The organism is Streptomyces sp. B8-7 (assembly GCF_058833805.1).
Genome location: NZ_JBYRRL010000005.1, coordinates 364,035 through 380,347 on the forward strand (window position 1 = coordinate 364,035; position 16,313 = coordinate 380,347).

Sequence of the window (16,313 nt, forward strand, 5' to 3'; positions counted from 1 at the left end):
CGATCGGGCCACCGACCGGGCATCCTCATGCGTGCGGCCTGTCGAGGCACGGCATGTCCGACGCGTCGGACACACCTTCGTACCAGCAGGCGCATTACCACCATACCCCGGATCGGCGCACACGCGATGGCCGATTCGGTCACGTTGTCGTCGTCACACCCGTGGACGGGGCTCGGCGCGTGGCCGGGGGCACAGTGACTGACCAGGGACTTCCCTTGTGCGGTGGGCGGGCTATTGTGCGCTTCATGACGAGCTCTGACAAGCCTGACCACGCTTCCGACACCGCCGCCGCACCCACCGGGATCGCCGCCCAGGACTGGGCGGCGGCCTCCGCCGACCCGCAGTACCGTGCCGCGGTCGTGGACCTGCTGGGCGCGCTCGCGTACGGGGAGCTCGCGGCGTTCGAGCGGCTGGCGGAGGACGCCAAGCTGGCGCCGACACTGGCGGACAAGGCGGAGCTGGCGAAGATGGCGTCGGCGGAGTTCCACCACTTCGAGCGGCTGCGGGACCGGCTGACGGAGATCGGCGCGGAGCCGACGGAGGCGATGCAGCCGTTCGTCGCCGCGCTGGACGGCTTCCACCGGCAGACGGCACCGTCGGACTGGCTGGAGGGCCTGGTCAAGGCATACGTCGGCGACTCGATCGCGAGTGACTTCTACCGCGAGGTGGCGGCGCGGCTCGACGCGGACACCCGCTCGCTGGTGCTGGGCGTGCTCGACGACACCGGCCACGCGGGGTTCGCGGTGGAGCGCGTGCGGGCCGCCATCGACGCCGACCCGCGGGTGGGCGGCCGGCTCGCGCTGTGGGCGCGGCGGCTGATGGGGGAGGCGCTGTCGCAGTCGCAGCGCGTGGTCGCGGAGCGGGACGCGCTGTCCACGATGCTGGTGGGCGGGGTCGCGGACGGGTTCGACCTCGCCGAGGTCGGCCGGATGTTCTCGCGGATCACCGAGGCGCACACCAAGCGGATGGCCGCCCTGGGGCTGGCCGCGTAGCGCCTCGCCGGGACGGCGGCCCGTGGCGGGCGGACGGGGCGGGGAGGGCCGACGGGGCGGGGCGGGCCGGGGAGGCCGCCCCCGGTCCGGCGGCCGCCGCGGGTCAGGCCGCCAGGGATCGTCGCCGCAGTCTCCCTGACGGCCGGATCAGCAGCGACAGGGACGCCGCCGAGACGATCAGGGCGCCCAGCAGGCTCAGCGCGGTGCCCGCGGAGTCCAGCGCGCCGTGCACGATGAGGTGGCCGAAGAGGGCCCCGGCCACTCCGGTGGACAGCACCAGAGGGCGGGCGGGAAGCCGGTGCGGGAGGCGGAGCGCCGCGGCCCATGCCAGGGCGAGGCCGAGAAGTGCGGAGCCGAGCGCTGCCAAGATCATCGAGAGTTCCTCCCGCGCCGCCGGCGTTGTGCTGGTCGTCGTCGGTCTACCCCTGACCTGCGGAATTCAATCCTCGGCCGACGGGTGTGTGCGCCTTTCGGGCGGGAGCCGCCCGAGGGCCCGGTGACCTGCGTCACCGGGCCCTCGGGGTGTTTGCTCAGGGGCGCCGCCGGACGCCTGCCGGCTCCGCCGGCGGGCCGCCCCGCGGCCTGCGGGACGGGCGCCGACGCGCACCGTCCGAGGCGCCGACGCGCCCTACAGCGCGCCGAAGCCCACCTTGCGGGGGGCGGGCTCGCCGAGCTCGACGTAGGCGAGGCGGTCGGCCGGGACCAGGACCTTGCGGCCGTGCTCGTCCACCAGGCTCAGCAGCTGTGACTTGCCGGACAGCGCCTCGGCCACGATGGCCTCGATCTCATCGGGCGTCTGACCGCTCTCCAGCACGATCTCGCGAGGCGCGTGCTGCACGCCGATCTTGACCTCCACGGCTATGTCCCTCCGAACGGTCAGTGAAGTGCGCGGATCTCCGCGCCGTACGCAGCACACATTAGCCCGGTGAGGGGACGGAGTCGGTCCGCGCGGCCACGCCAGGAGCGAACACCCGCCGGGAACGGAACCGGCGGCCGCGGCGGCCGTGCGAGGCCGGTCCGGGTGCCGGAGCTGGTGCCTGTCCCGGGCGCGGGTGTCGCGGTCGGTGTCGTCGGTGGTGCCGTGTTGTCAGTGGTGCTGTTCGGTGCCGTGCAGCGGGAAGCCCGCGATGCCCCGCCACGCCAGCGAGGCGAGCAGCTGGACCGCCTGGTCGCGCGGCACGGTGCGGTCGCTGTGCAGCCAGGACCGGGCGACCACCTGGGCGAGGCCGCCCAGCCCCGAGGCGAGCAGCATCGACTCGGCCTGGGACAGCCCGGTGTCCTCGGCGATGACCTCGCAGATCGCCTCGGCGCAGTCGTTGGTGACCTTGTCGACGCGCTCGCGCACGGCGGGCTCGTTCGTCAGGTCCGACTCGAAGACCAGGCGGAAGGCGCCGCCGTCGTCCTCGACGTACGCGAAGTAGGCGTCCATCGTAGCCCGCACGCGGTGCTTGTTGTCGGTCGTCGACGCCAGCGCGCTGCGCACGGCCTGGATGAGGGACTCGCAGTGCTGGTCCAGCAGGGCGAGGTAGAGGTCGAGCTTGCCCGGGAAGTGCTGGTAGAGCACCGGCTTGCTGACCCCGGCCCGCTCGGCGATGTCGTCCATCGCGGCCGAGTGGTAGCCCTGGGCCACGAAGACTTCCTGGGCGGCACCCAGCAGCTGGTTCCGTCGGGCACGGCGCGGCAGGCGCGTGCCTCGCGGGCGTGCCGCCTCTGTCTGCTCGATGGCTGTCACGCCGCCTCCCAAGATCGTCCACATGCGGTGTGCGCCGCGCCGCCATCGTACTTTTCGGTAACCGTGGTGTGCGCGGTGCGAGCGCAGAATTTCATGGACCGGACGACGGCGAAAGCCGTGCAGATGGTTTCGAACCGGAACACAAGGGGCAGAATGCCGTCTTTGTCCAGCCCGGAAGCCGGACCGGTCGGAGGTCGGGCGGGAGTGGCCGGTGTCAGCGGTAGTCGTCCTCGTCGAGGGAGACGGTGCGGGCCTGCTCGATCAGGTCCGCCTCGGCGGCCCGGTCCCGGTCGGCCCCGGCCGGCGGCTCGTCGTGCTCCGGGGTGACGTCGGCGTGCTGCTCGACGGCGTCGGCCTCGGGCGCCTCCACGTCGATGTCCTCGATGCCCTCGTTCTCCCGCTCCTCCTCGCCCTCGAACGTGTCGGGGTCGGTGGGGTCGACGGCCATGGTGGGCTCCCTTCCTGCGTGCGCCTGTGAACGTCCCCGGGGCAGAGGCGGGGGTCACACTCGGGTGCCCCAGGTACGAGCGTAGGAGACGCGCGATCCGGACGCTATGCGATCCGCGTGCACGGTGTGCGACGGGCGGGGCGGTCGTCGCGGAAGGGGCGGGCGGGGCGGTCCTCGCGGATGGGGGAGGCCGGGCTCGCCGCGCGTGCGCGACGGGGGTGCTCGCTCCCGTGCGTGCGCGGGAGGGCGTGCGGATGCTGTGACGGCGAACACAGGCGAACGCATGAGTCGCTACGTGATCGTCTCGTAACATTGCCGCATGTCTTCGACCGAGCTGCCTCCCGTGCCGACCGCGAGCGTGCCGCCGAAGACGCCGCCTGTCCGGGTCGCCGACGGTGAACGGCTGCGGTCCGTCGCGTTCCCGGGCGTGACGCTCACCGTGCGGTCGCGGCCGCCCGCCGCGGAGAGCCTGCCGCCCGCGCTGTACGTCCACGGTCTCGGCGGCTCCTCGCAGAACTGGTCGGCGCTGATGGAACTGCTCGACGGCGTCGTCGCGTGCGAGGCGCTCGATCTGCCGGGCTTCGGCGACTCCCCGCCGCCGGACGACGGCGACTACTCCGTCACCGGGCACGCCCGCGCGGTCATCCGCTACCTCGACGCCTCCGGACGCGGCCCGGTGCACCTCCTCGGCAACTCCCTCGGCGGCGCGGTCTCCACCCGCGTCGCCGCCGTACGGCCCGACCTGGTGCGCACCCTCACGCTGGTCTCGCCCGCGCTGCCCGAGCTCCGCGTCCAGCGCAGCGCCGTACCGACCGCGCTGCTCGCGCTGCCCGGCGTGGCCGGCCTGTTCACCCGGTTCACCCGGGACTGGTCGGCGGAGGAGCGGGTCCGGGGGGTCCTGGCCCTGTGTTACGGAGACCCCGGACGAGTGACTCCCGACGGCTTCCGGCACGCCGTCGAGGAGATGGAGCGGCGGCTGCAGCTGCCGTACTTCTGGGACGCGATGGCACGTTCCGCGCGCGGCATCGTCGACGCCTACACCCTCGGTGGCCAGCACGGACTGTGGCGCCAGGCCGAACGCGTGCTCGCCCCGACCCTTCTGGTCTACGGTGGCCGAGACCAACTCGTGGGCTACCGTATGGCCCGCAGAGCCGCCCGTTCCTTCCGCGACTCGCGCCTGCTCACCCTTCCTGACGCCGGGCACGTCGCCATGATGGAGTACCCCGAGACGGTGGCCACCGCGTTCCGCGAGCTGCTCGCCGACTCCGACGGGGCCGGGCGTACGACGCGTACGACGCGTACGACGGAAGAGACGATCGAGAGCAAGAGGAGCTGAGGCGGGGGTGGGACGCCACAGCCGTCGTGGTCCCGCGCCGAAAGGCGCTGCCGCCCGGCGGTTCCCGGGGGCCGCGCGTCCCGCGGAGGACCCGCGGGCCCAGGACGAGGCCTCGGGGCATGCGCCCGCCGCGGGCCGGAGGCCCCCTCCGCAGGGTCCGCAGGCCCCTGGCGGTGCGCCGGACCCCGCGCACGTCAGGCCTCCCGGAAGGCCCTCCGGTCCGGGGGTGCCGTCCGCCGAGGGGACCCGGTCGTGGCCGGGGGCCCTTGGGCCGCCCGGCGGCACGCCCGGCCTCGCCGGGCCGGCACATGCCGGATCGCCCTGGTCGGGGGCCCGTCCGGACGGGACGCCTGCCCACGGGGTGCCGCGGTTCGCGGACGGGACGCCCGCGCAGGGAACGCCGCGCCTCCCCGACGGGACCCCTGCGCACGGCACGCCCCAATACCCGGGCGGGACGCCCGCGCACGGCACGCCGCAATACCCGGACGGGACGCCCGCACGGGGAACGCCGCGCCTCCCCGACGGGACGCCCGCGCACGGCACGCCCCAATACCCGGGCGGGACGCCCGCGCACGGCGTGCCCCGCTTTCCCGACGGGACCCCCGCGCGGGGTGTTCCTCGGGCCCGGGGTGGGCATCCCGAGCAGCGTGAACCCGGCGGAGGCTGGGGGGAGTTGGGAGGTGCCGGGGGAGATGCCGAGGCGGGCGCCGCCCTGCCCCGGCAGCGGCGGACGCCTCCCGGCGGACCGCGGCACGAGTACCTCGCGGCGTTCGACGAGGGAGGGGACGGCCCCGGGCGCCGTGCGGCGCCGGCCGGGTCCGGGGACCCGAACGCCCCGGCCGCGCCGGGTACGGGCGCGCGGCCCGGCACCGGCGTGGACGGCGGTGAGCCGGAGCGCATGGCCCGCAAGGGGCGGGCGTTCGCGGGCATCGCCGCCGCCGCGGTGACCACCGTCCTCGCCGTGGTCGTCACGGGCCAGATCACCGGGCGGGGCGACTCCGGCGCGAGCGCGCAGGCGGCGACCGACGACGGCGACCGCGGCGTGCACGACTACGCCTCGCGCGGCGACGGGCGGCCGACCCCGACCACGTCGCCGAGTCGGCAACCGCTCACGTACGAGCAGAAGATGGACCGGAAGTACGCGCTGGACCCCTCCCTGGACGGGTCCGGGACGTTCGACGCGATCGCCGGCATCGACAAGGCGCCGGGGCAGGGCCAGAAGATCACCTACCGGGTGGACGTCGAGCAGGGTCTCCCGCTGGACGGCGAATTGTTCGCACAGGCCCTGTCCAAGACCCTGAACGACCGGCGCGGCTGGGCCCACGGCGGGGGCCGGACCTTCGAGCGCATCCACTCCGGGCAGCCCGACTTCGTGATCACCCTGGCCAGCCCCGGCACCACCGCCGACTGGTGCGCCAAGTCCGGCCTGGACACCACCGAGGACAACGTCTCCTGCGACTCGGCCGCCACCGAGCGCGTGATGATCAACGCCTATCGCTGGGCGCAGGGCGCGGAGACGTACGGCGACGACATCCACGGCTACCGCCAGATGCTGATCAACCACGAGATCGGCCACCGGCTCGGCTACTCGCACGTGAACTGCGGCAAGGACGGCGAACTGGCGCCCGTCATGCAGCAGCAGACCAAGTTCCTGGACCACGACGGCATCCACTGCCTGCCCAATCCCTGGGTGTATCCGCGCGGCTGACCCGCCGCCCGGTCGTGCGGCGACGACCGGGGCGCCCGCCCGTCACCGTGTGTGCGCGGGTGGTCTCCTAGCGCCACGGAACGCGACCTGTGCGCGAAAGTTACGGCCGTTCACCCCTTCCGGTGGCGCGACGGACAACCGTCCGTCGCGCCACCGTCTCGTCCGTCTACGTTCGTCCCGCTGCGAGCCGCCGGGTCAACGGCGGCTCCTGATATGGGAGATAGGGGGTGCACTCGTGCGCATCGGTCTGCTCACCGAGGGTGGCTATCCGTATGTGAGCGGTGACGCCGGGCTCTGGTGCGACCGTCTCGTCCGCGGACTCGACCGGCACGAGTTCCACGTCTACGCGCTCAGCCGTGACGAACAGCAGGAGGACGACGGCTGGGTCCCGCTGCCGCCGCAGGTCAGCCGGGTACGGACGGCGTCGCTGGGGACGGCCGCAGGCGCGGCGGGGCGGGGCGGACCGCAGGCTCACCCGGCCGGGACGGCGGGAGGCGGCCGGATCCACGGCCGGCGGGCCCGGCGCCGCTTCGCCGACAGCTACGGTGAGCTGGCCGCCGCCCTGTGCGCTCCGGGCTCCGGGACGGCGCCCGCGCAGGACGCGTCGCCGTCCACCGCCCAGGCGGACCGTTTCGCCAGCGCCCTGTACGGGCTCGCCGAACTCGCCCGCGACGAAGGGGGACTGGGAGGAGCGCTGCGCTCCGAGACCGCCGTACGCGCCCTCGAACGCGCCTGTCGTGCGCCCGGCGCCCCGCGCGCCGCCCACCAGGCCCGGGTCCCTGACCTGCTGGCCGCCGTGGCGCACCTGGAACGCGCCCTGCGCCCCCTGTCGCTGGACTGGTACGAGGACGACGGGCTCGGCGCGGTCGACCTGTGCCACGCCGCGTCCGGCGGCCCCGCGGCCCTGCCCGGACTGCTCGCCCGCCACTTCTGCGGCGTGCCGCTGCTGGTCACCGAGTACGGCGTGCGGCTGCGCAGCCACTTCCTCACCGCCGGCGCGCACGAGGCGCCCGTCGTACGGGCCCTGCTCGCCGCCTTCCACGTCCGGCTGGCCGCCGAGACGTACCGGCGCGCCGTCTGTGTGACCCACGGCAACAGCCATGTCCGCCGCTGGCAGGAACGCTGCGGCGCCGACCGGGCCAAGCTGCGGACCGTCCCCCCGGGGCTGGACGCCGAACGGTTCGCCGAGGTCGGTGAGGAAGCGATGAGCGCCGACCCCGACACCCTCGTCTGGGTCGGCCGCGTCGAGCCCGCCAAGGACCTCGTCTCCCTCCTGCACGCCTTCGCCGAGATCCGCAAGGAGCAGCCCGGGACCCGGCTGCGGGTGATCGGTGCCCCGGTCGGAGCCGACGGCGCCGCCTACCGTGCGCACTGCCGGGCGCTCGCCGCCCAGCTCTTCCCCGACGAGGCCGACGGGCCGCACGCGGTCGGCGACAACCCCGTCTCCTTCGAGGAGATCGGCGGCCCCGACGTCCCCGACCTCGCCGACGCCTACGCCTCCGGCGCCGTCGTCGTCCTCTCCAGCGTCGTCGAGGGATTCCCGGCCGGCCTCGCCCGGGCGATGCTCTGCGGCCGGGCCACCGTGTCGACGGACGTGGGCGCGGTCGTGGAGGTCATCGGCGGTACCGGGCTCGTCGTGCCGCCGCGCAACCCTCGGGCGCTCGCCGAGGCCTGCGTGTCGCTCCTGCGCGACCCCGAGCGCCGTGCACGCCTGGGAGCCGCGGCGCGCGCCCGCGCGCTGGAGTTGTTCACCGTCGAGCAGAACATCGCGGCATTTCACGGCATTTACCTGGAGGTCGTGGCGCGGTGCCCGGTGCGCCGGCCGGTCTGTGACGAGGCGGGCGGGCCCCTGCCGTTCGCGGTGCCCGCGGAGGCCGTCGTCCCCGGCTGGGCCGCCCCGGCGCCGGTGCCCGTGCCCGGCTGGGCGGCCGGCCCGCCGGTCCGGGCCACGGGGCCGGACGTCGTACGGGGTGTCCTGGCGGCGACGGAGGGCGCGCGGTGAGCGGCATGGAGCGGGACCGCGACGGGCTGGCGCGGACGGACCCGGCGGCGACCGGGGAGGGGGGCGCCGACCCCCGGTCTGCCGCCCGGTCCGCCGCCGGACCCGGTTCCGGTGCCGCCGTGGAAACGGGCGGCGGCGGTGCGCGGCTCCTCATCTGCGGCTGCGGCTGCGGCTGCGACGGCTGCGACGACGGCGGCGTGCGGGGCGCGCTCGCCGGCGCGCGCCGGGCGGCTGAGCCGGGCGGCGCCACGTCCGGCGCCGCCCGGGCGCGCCGCAGCGGCGGGACCGACGGAGCGCGGCGCCCCGCCGCCCCGCGCAGGGGCGCGGCGGACCCTGTGAAGGGGCTGATGCACCGCCACCGGGCCCTGTGCGAGCGCGCCGTGAACCCGCTGGAGATCGCGGCGGGCCTGGAGGCGCACGGCGTCACGGACCGTACCGCGGGGCGCTTCCGGCACCGGGACGTCTTCTCCCTCGCCGAGGAGATGTACGCCCGCGTCCCGCGCGACGGCGACACACCGGCCCGGGCCGGCCTCCCCGCACCGCCCGCGGCCCGCGCCGGCCGGCTTCTGCTGCGGGCCGCGCTGCCGGGCGTCCTGTGCGCGGCGGCGGTGGCCGCGCTGCGCCTGACCGACGGGCAGACCCGGCTGTGCGCGGCCGCCGCCGGAGTGCTCGCGGTCTGGCTCGGCGTGCGCTTCGCCCTCGCCCGGGGCCCGCTGCAGGTGCGCCGCGGCCCGGCGGCGGCGCACCGGGGCACCGGCGTGTGGACCGGCTGGCTCCTCGGCTACGCCGCGCTCGGCGACGGACTGCTCCTCTCCGCCGTCGCCGAAGGCCCCGACACCCTGCCCACCGGTGCCGCCGACGGGCCCTGGCCGCTCGCCGCCGCGCCGGTCCTCGCCCTCGCCCTGGCCTGCGCACCGGCCGTCTGGTGCGGGCACCTGTTCACCAGCGAGGCCCGCCGCCGGCTCACGGCCAGCCGGGGGCTGGAGGACTTCGTGTCCGCCGTACGGCCGCTGCTGTTCGGGGCGTTCGCCCTCTTCCTCGGCGCCCTGGTGGCGCTGCTCGCGCTGTGTGCGGCGGCGCTGGATGAACCCGCCGGGTACGCCCAGGCCCTCACCCTGGGCGCGCTCCTGCTGCTCGCCCGGCTGCTGGCCGCACACGGCTTCACCCACGCGCCCGCCACCGTGCTCACCGCGTGCGCCGCCGCCGAGGGGGCGGCCGTGGCCAGTGTCCTGGCGGGGCGACTGCCCGGCTGCGGCCTCCTCGCCGTACCGGTCGAGAAGCTCGTGTCCGCCTGGGGGCCGGGCAGCGTACCCGCGCTGATCTGCGCCGCCGCCGCGCTGGCGCTGCTGGTCCACGCCGGGCGCACCCTGACTCTCGCCTCGGCCCACGCCGTACCGGCGGCGACGCCCTGACCGGGCCGCCGGGGCATGCCCATCCGCACCACCCGCACCACCCGCTCTGAAGGAGAACCGTACAGATGACCACCCACCGGCCCCCGGCCCCCGCAGCCGTCCGCCCCGCCGTCCGCCCCGGGGAGCTCGCCCCCGCGCCCGTCGCCGGCCGCGTGAACGTCCCGGGAGTCGAGCGATGAGGGTCCTGCTGATCGGAGCCAACGGCTACATCGGCCGCTTCGTCGCCGACCGCCTGCTCGCCGACCCGGCCGTCCAGCTCACCGCGCTCGGCCGCGGCGACGACGCCGATGTCCGCTTCGACCTCGCCTCGGGCAGTCCGGGCGCGCTCACCCGCTTCCTGGACGCGGTGCACCCGGGCGTCGTCGTCAACTGCGCGGGCGCCACCCGCGGCGGCGCCCGCGAGCTGACCCGGCACAACACCGTCGCCGTCGCCACCGTGTGCGAGGCGCTCAGGCGCAGCGGCTGCGGTGCCCGCCTGGTCCAGATCGGCTGTGCCGCCGAGTACGGCCCCAGCCAGCCCGGCTCCTCCACCGCGGAGGACGCCGTGCCGCGGCCGGGCGGCCCCTACGGCGTCAGCAAGCTCGCGGCCACCGAACTCGTCCTCGGCTCCGGCCTCGACGCGGTCGTGCTGCGGGTCTTCTCCCCGGCCGGTCCCGGCACCCCCGCCGGGTCGCCGCTCGGCCGCCTCGCCGAGGCGATGCGCCGGGCCCTGCAGTCCGGCGACGGCGAGCTGAAGCTGGGCGGCCTCGGCGTCCAGCGCGACTTCGTCGATGTGCGCGACGTGGCCCGTGCCGTGCACGCAGCGTCCCTGTCGGCGGCCCAGGGCGTGATCAACATCGGCTCCGGGCGTGCCGTGCGGCTGCGGGACGCCGCGGCCGTCCTGGCCCGGGTCGCCGGCTACGGCGGCGCCCTGCACGAACTCGAGGGTCCGCCCGGCGCCCTGCGCCCCGCCATCGGGCACCCGCGGGGCGAGTCCGACCACGCGGGCCACGCGGCGCCCACCGCCTATCCCTACCCGGACGGCTGCGGCGGCTGGCAGCAGGCCGATGTGCGTACCGCGCGCGACCGTCTGGGCTGGCGGCCCCGGATCAACCTGGAGGAGTCCCTCGCCGACATCTGGATGGAGGCGGCATGCCGTATCTGACCAGCAGGAGAGCCGGTGGCGCGAGCACCGGGGTGCGTACCGGTCTCGGCGTACCCGGACTCGCCCACCCGCTGCTCGCCCCGGGCGAGTGGGGTGAGCTGTGCCGGCCGGGGACGCCCGTGCACTGGGCGGTGCTCGACGTGGCCGACGGGCCCGGGGTCCGCCCCGACCCGCGCTGCCTGCACACCGTGCGGCGGCTGCACACCGCCGGGGTCCGCGTCCTCGGCCGTCTCGACACCGCCTACGGGTCCAGGCCCTTCGCCGACACGGTCTGCGACGCCGCCCGCTACCGGGAGTGGTACCGGGTCGACGGCTTCCTCCTCGACCGCTGCCCCGCCGAGCGGGCCGCCCTGCCCGGGGCGCGGCGGGTGCTGGCCGCTCTGCGGGCGGAGTCGGACGCCCCGCACCTGGTGCTCGGCCACGGCCGGCACCCGTATCCGGGCTATGCGGAGGACGCCGACCAGCTGGTGACGTTCTCCGGGCCGTGGAGCGACTACCGCTGGTCGCAGGTGGCGGAGTGGACCGCCGGCCATCCGCCCGAGCGGTTCTGCCACCTCGTCCACGGGGTGCCGCGCGGTCACCTCGACGAGGCGCTGCGCATCGCCCGCTGGCAGGGCGCCGCCACGATCTGGTTCACCGACCGGGCCGACCGCGGCGGGGAGACCGGCCGCTGGGCGTCGCTGCCCGGCTACTGGGACGACATCGTCTCGCGGATCGGGACAGGTGTCTCGGAATGAAAAAGGCCATGGCAGTGTTACGGGGAGAACAACCGTAGTGATCGACCGACCAACGGAGTCCCCGTGTCGCTGCCACCCCTGGTCGAGCCGGCCGCCGAGCTCACCGTAGACGAGGTCCGCCGGTACTCCCGCCACCTGATCATCCCCGACGTGGGGATGGACGGGCAGAAGCGGCTGAAGAACGCCAAGGTGCTCTGTGTGGGCGCCGGCGGTCTCGGCTCGCCGGCTCTGATGTACCTGGCCGCCGCGGGCGTCGGCACCCTCGGCATCGTGGAGTTCGACGAGGTGGACGAGTCCAACCTCCAGCGCCAGATCATCCACAGCCAGTCCGACGTCGGCCGCTCCAAGGCCGAGTCCGCGCGTGACACCGTCAAGGGCATCAACCCGTACGTGAACGTGGTCCTGCACGAGGAGCGGCTCGAGGCCGACAACGTGATGGACATCTTCCGCCAGTACGACCTGATCGTCGACGGCACCGACAACTTCGCGACCCGCTACCTGGTCAACGACGCGTGCGTGCTGCTGAACAAGCCGTACGTGTGGGGCTCCATCTACCGCTTCGACGGCCAGGCCTCGGTCTTCTGGTCCGAGCACGGACCCTGCTACCGCTGCCTCTACCCGGAGCCCCCGCCCCCCGGCATGGTGCCGTCCTGCGCCGAGGGCGGCGTGCTGGGCGTGCTGTGCGCGTCCATCGGGTCCATCCAGGTCAACGAGGCCATCAAGCTCCTCGCGGGCATCGGTGAGCCGCTGGTCGGCCGGCTCATGATCTACGACGCCCTGGAGATGCAGTACCGGCAGGTCAAGGTCCGCAAGGACCCCGACTGCGCGGTCTGCGGCGAGAACCCGACCGTCACCGAACTCATCGACTACGAGGCCTTCTGCGGCGTCGTCTCCGAGGAGGCCCAGGCGGCCGCCCTGGACTCGACGATCACTCCCAAGCAGCTCAAGCAGTGGATCGACGAGGGCGAGAGCATCGAGGTCATCGACGTCCGCGAGCCCAACGAGTACGAGATCGTCTCCATCCCGGGTGCCAGGCTGATCCCGAAGAACGAGTTCCTCATGGGCAGCGCTCTGGAGACCCTCCCCCAGGACAAGAAGATCGTCTTGCACTGCAAGACGGGTGTCCGCAGTGCGGAAGTCCTCGCGGTCCTGAAGTCCGCCGGCTTCGCGGACGCCGTGCACGTCGGCGGCGGAGTCATCGGCTGGGTCAACCAGATCGAACCCCACAAGCCGGTCTACTGATCCCCGGCCCGCCGCTGCGGCGGGCCCTTCGAGGCCCACGGCTCCGAGGCCCTCGGACGCCGTGGGCTTCGCCCGGAGCGGGCGAAGCCTGCGGGTCATGAGCAGACCGTGCCGTCCTTCGGGGGCGTGCCCTCGACGAGGTAGGTGTCGACCGCCTCGTCGACGCAGGCGCTGCCCTTGCCGTAGGCGCTGTGGCCCTCGCCCTTCCAGGTGAGCACCACGCCGACCCCCTCGCCCAGTTCGTCGGCCATTCTCCGGGCGCCCTCGTAGGGCGTCGCGGGGTCGCCCGTGTTGCCGACGGCCAGGATCGGCGGCGCGCCCGGCGCGCTCACCTCCGGTGTGTCGTGCTGGCCGGGCACCGGCCAGTCGTGGCACCAGCCCGCCGTGTCCCAGCCCAGGAAGGCGCCGAAGACGGGGGATATGCGCTCGAACTCGGGCAGGGCGGCCTTCGCCTGCTCCGGCGTCGGACGCTGCCGGTCGTCCAGGCACGAGATCACACGCTGTGCGTGGCCCGTGACGCCGTAGTGGCCCGAGGCGTCCCGTTCGTTGTAGTCGTCGGCCAGGGCGAGGAGGCCGGAGCCGTCGCCGTCGGCGGCGTCCTCCAGCGCGCCGGTCAGACGCGGCCAGCCCGCCTCGCTGTACAGGGGCAGCACGATGCCGGTGACCGCCAGGCTCTGGGTGAGTTCGCGTCCGCGGGCGGCGGGCAGCGGTTCGGCGTCCAGCCGCTGGAGCAGCTTCGCGATGCGCGCCGTGCCGGTCGCGGGATCCTCCCCGGTGGACTTCAGATAGGCGTCGAGCGCCCGCTGGAAGCCCCGGGTCTGGTTCATCGCGTGGCCCACGGCGTCGGCGGTGGGGTCGACCACCGCGTCCAGGACCATCCGGCCCACGGTCCGGGGGAACAGGTGGGCGTACACGCCGCCCAGCTCCGTGCCGTAGGAGATGCCGAAGTAGTGCAGCCGGTCGTCGCCGAGCACGCGGCGCATCAGGTCCATGTCCCGCGCGGTGTCGGTCGTCGACACGTGCGACATCAGCCGGCCGGCGGCCCGCGCGCAGTCCCGGCCGAAGTCGGCCGCGTCCGCCAGGTAGGCGCGCTCCTCCTCCGGTGTGTCCGGTGTGAGGTCCACCGTCTCGGCCGCCTGGATCTCCCGGTCGCCCCGGCAGCGGACGCCCCTGCTCGCGCCCACGCCGCGCGGGTCGAAGCTCACCAGGTCGTAGTGCTCGCGCAGGGAGGAGACGCGAGCGGCGTACGAGGGCATCATCGTCACCCCTGAGCCGCCCGGGCCGCCGAAGTTGAACACCAGGGAGCCGATGCGGTCCCCGCCGCTCGCCCCGGCCCGGATCAGCGCGATGCCGATCGTCCGGCCCGCAGGCTCCGCCCAGTCCAGCGGCACCTTCAGCGTCGCGCACCGCCACTCTCCGCCGGGCGCGGCGGAGTCGGCGGTCCCCCCGCAGGTGCCCCAGTGAAGTCGCTGCGAGGTGAGGGAGGTGGGCAGCGCCGGCTCCGTGGGCGCGGCCGGCGCGGTGCCGCCGCCGTTCCTGGCGTCCCCGCCGTGCGGCGAGGCGCCGTCGGAACAGCCCGCGAGCAGCAGCGCGCCCACGGCACCCGCTGCGGCCCACCGTGGGAATCGGCGCATGGAACATCCCCCCTCCGGCCGTCCGCACTCCGGCGGCGAACGGCTGTCGGGTCATGGTAGGCCGGGTGCGGTCCGCCTCGTGCGAGCCTGTGGAAAACTCGCTGACCTGCGCGTTCTGCGACTCGCCCACGGGCCGGCCCGCCGGTCCGCCGACCCGTCGGCCGGGTGGCCGGATGGACCGGTGGCCGGATGGACGGGTGGCCGGCCTGACTGCCGGCGACGGCCCGGCGGGTCCGCGGTCCGGCCCCGACCGGCTCCGCTCCGACTGGCCCCGCTCCGACCGGCCCGGCCCCGGCCGGCCTGGCCCCGGCCGGCCCGGTCAGGAGCAGACCGTTCCCGCCGCCGGTACCTTGCCGTCGAGCAGGTAGCCGTTCACGGCGCGGTGCACACAGGCGTTGCCGCTGTCGTAGGCGCCGTGCCCCTGCCCCTCGTACGTCAGCTCCACGCCCACCCCGTCGCCCAGTGCCTGCACCATCCGCCGCGCGCCCTCGTACGGCGTCGCCGGGTCCCCGGTGTTGCCCACGACGAGGATCGGCGCGGATCCGGGCGCGCTCACGTCCGGGTGCTCCGCGGCGCCCGGGACGGCCCAGTCGGTGCAGCTGACCAGGGACCAGGCCAGGGCGTCGCCGAACAGCGGTGAGGCGGCCCGGAACGCGGGCAGCCTGCGCTGCACGTAGTCGGCGCTGTAGCGGGGCTTGTCGTCGGAGCAGTTGATGGCGGTGTTCGCCGCGGCGATGTTGCTGTACTCCCCGTTGTCGCTGCGCCCGTTCATGGAGTCGGACAGCACCATCAGCAGCTGCCCGTCACCGTCGTAGGCCTGGTCGAGTGCCTCGGTGAGGAACTCCCACAGCTCCTGCGAGTACAGGGCCTGCAGGATGCCGTTGGTGGCCGCGGTCTGGGTCAGCCGGCGCGGGAAGACACCCGGGATCGGCTGCGCGTCGAGTTCCTTCAGCAGTGTGGCGATGCGGTTCTGCACGTCCTGCACGCTGTCGCCGACCGGGCAGTCCTCGACCTGGGAGACGCAGTCCTCCGCGTAGTTCTCCAGGGCCCGCTGGAAGCCCCGGGCCTGCCCGAGGGAGCCCTGTTCGGCGGTCTCGGTCGGGTCGACGACCGCGTCGAAGACGGCACGGCCGACGTTGCGCGGGAACAGATGGGCGTAGACGCCGCCCAGTTCGGTGCCGTAGGAGATGCCGAAGTAGTACAGCTTGTCGTCGCCGAGCACCTGCCGCATCAGGTCCAGGTCGCGGGCCGCGTCCGTGGTGCGGACATGGGGCAGGATCCGCTCGGAGTGCTCCTCGCAGGCGCCGTTGAAGTCCCGGGTGCCCTCCAGCAGCTCGGAGCGCTCGGCGGCGTCGTCCGGAGTGGCGTCCTGCTGGAACCAGACGTCGAGCTGCTGGTCGCTCAGGCAGGTCACGGGGACGCTGCGGCCGACGCCTCGCGGATCGAAGCTGACCAGGTCGTAGCGGGTGCGCAGCTGCGCGTAGTCGGGGCCGAAGGCGGGCAGGGTGTAGACGCCGGAGCCGCCGGGCCCGCCGAAGTTGAAGACGAGGGAGCCGATCCGGTCGCCCTCGGGGCCGGAGGTCCTGGCCCGGATCAGGGCCAGGCCGATGGTGTCGCCGTCCGGGTCGGCCCAGTCCAGGGGGGCCTTCATGGTGGCGCACTGCCACGCGTCGCCGTCGGGCAGCGGGGAGGGGGAGGCGCCGCCGCCCTCGGCCTGGGACGGCGCGGGGCAGTCCTTCCAGGACAGCTTCTGTGCCGTCAGGTCCTCGTCCCCGGCGTCGTCGCCGCATCCGGCCAGCACGGAGGCGAGCAGCACGGCGGTGGCGGTCAGGGCGGTGGCGCGCAGGCGGCAGGACTTGGGCATGGTCCCATCGTGCGGCCGCGCGGCAGGCCCCGCGCGGGCCCGGGGCCGTAAGAGGGACCCGG

The 16,313-nt window shown here is 74.8% G+C and carries 14 protein-coding genes; 8 read left to right on the forward strand and 6 right to left on the reverse strand.

The genetic code is table 11. The features are described 5' to 3' along the window. Positions 1–236 precede the first annotated feature (236 nt). Positions 237–992 (forward strand): ferritin-like fold-containing protein, encoded by a 756-nt coding sequence (locus AC5K6T_RS25825; RefSeq protein ID WP_493212675.1) that lies wholly within the window; start codon positions 237–239, stop codon positions 990–992. Positions 993–1,095: 103 nt separating this feature from the next. Here AC5K6T_RS25825 and AC5K6T_RS25830 read toward each other — a convergent pair whose 3' ends face one another. The 4 genes from AC5K6T_RS25830 to AC5K6T_RS25845 form a co-directional block, all read right to left on the reverse strand. Further along, positions 1,096–1,365 carry a hypothetical protein gene (locus AC5K6T_RS25830; RefSeq protein ID WP_493212677.1) on the reverse strand — a complete coding sequence of 90 codons (270 nt, stop codon included), beginning with the start codon at positions 1,363–1,365 and terminating at the stop codon, positions 1,096–1,098. Between the two features lie 255 nt (positions 1,366–1,620). Further along, entirely contained in the window at positions 1,621–1,848 is a 228-nt protein-coding gene (locus AC5K6T_RS25835; RefSeq protein WP_493212678.1) for a DUF3107 domain-containing protein, read from the reverse strand. Positions 1,849–2,079: 231 nt separating this feature from the next. Then, positions 2,080–2,724 carry a TetR/AcrR family transcriptional regulator gene (locus AC5K6T_RS25840; protein ID WP_493212680.1) on the reverse strand — a complete coding sequence of 215 codons (645 nt, stop codon included), beginning with the start codon at positions 2,722–2,724 and terminating at the stop codon, positions 2,080–2,082. Positions 2,725–2,938: 214 nt separating this feature from the next. Beyond that, positions 2,939–3,172 (reverse strand): Rv3202a family protein, encoded by a 234-nt coding sequence (locus AC5K6T_RS25845; RefSeq protein ID WP_493212681.1) that lies wholly within the window; start codon positions 3,170–3,172, stop codon positions 2,939–2,941. 319 nt (positions 3,173–3,491) lie between these two features. Between AC5K6T_RS25845 and AC5K6T_RS25850 the strand changes: the two genes are divergently transcribed. The 7 genes from AC5K6T_RS25850 (at position 3,492) to moeZ (ending at position 12,753) form a co-directional block, all read left to right on the forward strand. Then, positions 3,492–4,508 carry an alpha/beta fold hydrolase gene (locus AC5K6T_RS25850; protein WP_493212683.1) on the forward strand — a complete coding sequence of 339 codons (1,017 nt, stop codon included), beginning with the start codon at positions 3,492–3,494 and terminating at the stop codon, positions 4,506–4,508. Positions 4,509–5,406: 898 nt separating this feature from the next. Next, the gene (locus tag AC5K6T_RS25855) at positions 5,407–6,216 is read left to right on the forward strand and encodes a DUF3152 domain-containing protein (RefSeq protein WP_493212685.1); all 810 of its coding nucleotides are present in this window, start codon (positions 5,407–5,409) and stop codon (positions 6,214–6,216) included. Between the two features lie 235 nt (positions 6,217–6,451). Beyond that, complete coding sequence (locus AC5K6T_RS25860) at positions 6,452–8,218, forward strand: DUF3492 domain-containing protein (protein ID WP_493212686.1); 1,767 nt, start codon at positions 6,452–6,454, stop codon at positions 8,216–8,218. Between the two features lie 5 nt (positions 8,219–8,223). Next, positions 8,224–9,630 carry a hypothetical protein gene (locus AC5K6T_RS25865; protein WP_493213470.1) on the forward strand — a complete coding sequence of 469 codons (1,407 nt, stop codon included), beginning with the start codon at positions 8,224–8,226 and terminating at the stop codon, positions 9,628–9,630. A 175-nt stretch (positions 9,631–9,805) separates the two neighbouring features. Continuing rightward, positions 9,806–10,774: an NAD-dependent epimerase/dehydratase family protein gene (locus AC5K6T_RS25870; protein ID WP_493212688.1), complete on the forward strand. Its 969-nt coding sequence runs from the start codon at positions 9,806–9,808 to the stop codon at positions 10,772–10,774. After that, positions 10,762–11,511, forward strand: coding sequence for a spherulation-specific family 4 protein (locus tag AC5K6T_RS25875; protein WP_493212690.1), 750 nt, complete (start codon positions 10,762–10,764; stop codon positions 11,509–11,511). Before AC5K6T_RS25870 ends, AC5K6T_RS25875 begins: the two co-directional genes overlap by 13 nt. A gap of 63 nt (positions 11,512–11,574) precedes the next feature. Beyond that, on the forward strand, positions 11,575–12,753 hold the full coding sequence (moeZ, locus tag AC5K6T_RS25880; RefSeq protein WP_493212692.1) for an adenylyltransferase/sulfurtransferase MoeZ: 1,179 nt from the start codon (positions 11,575–11,577) through the stop codon (positions 12,751–12,753). A gap of 95 nt (positions 12,754–12,848) precedes the next feature. Here moeZ and AC5K6T_RS25885 read toward each other — a convergent pair whose 3' ends face one another. Beyond that, complete coding sequence (locus AC5K6T_RS25885) at positions 12,849–14,387, reverse strand: alpha/beta hydrolase (RefSeq protein ID WP_493212693.1); 1,539 nt, start codon at positions 14,385–14,387, stop codon at positions 12,849–12,851. A 319-nt stretch (positions 14,388–14,706) separates the two neighbouring features. Next, the gene (locus tag AC5K6T_RS25890; protein WP_493212695.1) at positions 14,707–16,251 is read right to left on the reverse strand and encodes an alpha/beta hydrolase; all 1,545 of its coding nucleotides are present in this window, start codon (positions 16,249–16,251) and stop codon (positions 14,707–14,709) included. Positions 16,252–16,313: the final 62 nt, after the last annotated feature.

What these genes read in the sequence shown, in the direction of transcription:
- AC5K6T_RS25830 (WP_493212677.1), bottom strand. Translation starts at nt 1,365, where the DNA reads ATGATCTTGGCAGCGCTCGGCTCCGCACTTCTCGGCCTCGCCCTGGCA.
- AC5K6T_RS25845 (WP_493212681.1), bottom strand. Translation starts at nt 3,172, where the DNA reads ATGGCCGTCGACCCCACCGACCCCGACACGTTCGAGGGCGAGGAGGAG.
- AC5K6T_RS25850 (WP_493212683.1), top strand. Translation starts at nt 3,492, where the DNA reads ATGTCTTCGACCGAGCTGCCTCCCGTGCCGACCGCGAGCGTGCCGCCG.
- AC5K6T_RS25855 (WP_493212685.1), top strand. Translation starts at nt 5,407, where the DNA reads ATGGCCCGCAAGGGGCGGGCGTTCGCGGGCATCGCCGCCGCCGCGGTG.
- AC5K6T_RS25865 (WP_493213470.1), top strand. Translation starts at nt 8,224, where the DNA reads ATGGAGCGGGACCGCGACGGGCTGGCGCGGACGGACCCGGCGGCGACC.
- AC5K6T_RS25870 (WP_493212688.1), top strand. Translation starts at nt 9,806, where the DNA reads ATGAGGGTCCTGCTGATCGGAGCCAACGGCTACATCGGCCGCTTCGTC.
- AC5K6T_RS25875 (WP_493212690.1), top strand. Translation starts at nt 10,762, where the DNA reads ATGCCGTATCTGACCAGCAGGAGAGCCGGTGGCGCGAGCACCGGGGTG.
- AC5K6T_RS25885 (WP_493212693.1), bottom strand. Translation starts at nt 14,387, where the DNA reads ATGCGCCGATTCCCACGGTGGGCCGCAGCGGGTGCCGTGGGCGCGCTG.
- AC5K6T_RS25890 (WP_493212695.1), bottom strand. Translation starts at nt 16,251, where the DNA reads ATGCCCAAGTCCTGCCGCCTGCGCGCCACCGCCCTGACCGCCACCGCC.